This is a genomic window from Marinospirillum sp. (assembly GCF_014859565.1).
In genome coordinates, this window is the sequence record NZ_JACUUA010000450.1 from 1 (window position 1) to 1,083 (window position 1,083).

General features: G+C 53.7%; 2 protein-coding genes. Both read left to right on the forward strand.

Annotated features, from left to right (window positions below):
* On the forward strand, positions 1-574 hold a 574-nt coding region (locus tag IBX50_RS20655; RefSeq protein WP_292258328.1), incomplete at its 5' end, for an ATP-binding protein.
* A partial coding sequence (locus tag IBX50_RS20660) for a response regulator (RefSeq protein WP_292258330.1) occupies positions 571-1,083 on the forward strand: 513 nt, incomplete at its 3' end. The genes IBX50_RS20655 and IBX50_RS20660, both read left to right, overlap by 4 nt.

Below are 1,083 nucleotides of genomic sequence, written 5' to 3' on the forward strand. Positions count from 1 at the left end.
GGCTGACCGGCTGCGTAATCTGGTGGACAGAATGCTGGGGCCGCGCCATCTGCCGGAAATGAAACGCCTGAACATCCATGAAGTACTGGAGCGAGTGTACACCCTGGCCCAGGCAGAGTTTGGTGATCAGGTACGCCTGATTCGTGATTATGATCCCAGCCTGCCCGAGTTTATTGGTGACAAGGAACAACTGATTCAGGCGGTATTAAACATTGTACGTAACGCCATGCAGGCATTAATTGAATCCGGTCAGTCCAATGGCCGCATCATTCTGCAGAGCCGAGCCAAGCGTCAGTTCACCCTCGGCTCCGAGCGCCACCGACTGGTCTGTCAGGTCAAGATTATCGATAACGGCCCCGGCATTCCGGAAAACATGCTGGAAAACATTTTTTATCCCATGGTCAGTGGTCGTGCGGAAGGCACCGGACTGGGATTAACCATTGCACAAGCCGCCCTGCAGCAGCATCAAGGGCTTATTGAATGCACCAGCCAGCAGGGGCATACCGAGTTTCGGATGCTGATCCCTTTTGACAACAGCACCACAGAACAAACCGATACAGGAGCTGCACAATGACCGCACCCAAAGGCCATGTCTGGGTCATCGATGATGACCGTTCCATTCGCTGGGTACTGGAGAAGGCACTGGAACAAGCCAATATCCAGGTCACTGCCTTTGATCGTGCAGACAGTGCGCTACGGCAGATGCTGCGGCAAAAACCTGATGCCCTGATCACCGATATCCGTATGCCCGGAATGGATGGTCTGGATCTTTTAAAACAGGTCAACGAGCTGTATCCGGGTTTACCGGTCATTATTATGACGGCTCATTCGGATCTGGAAAGTGCCGTGGCATCCTATCAGGGTGGTGCTTTTGAATACCTGCCCAAACCCTTTGATGTAGATGAGGCCGTGGCACTGGCACGTCGTGCACTGGCTCATGCGGATGAACAAAAAGCCAAATCCTCCGGCCATACCCACGAACAGGCCGTTGCTACCCAGACCACCGAAATTATTGGTGAAGCTCCGGCGATGCAGGAGGTGTTCCGTGCCATCGGTCGCTTGTCTCATTCCACCATCACCGTA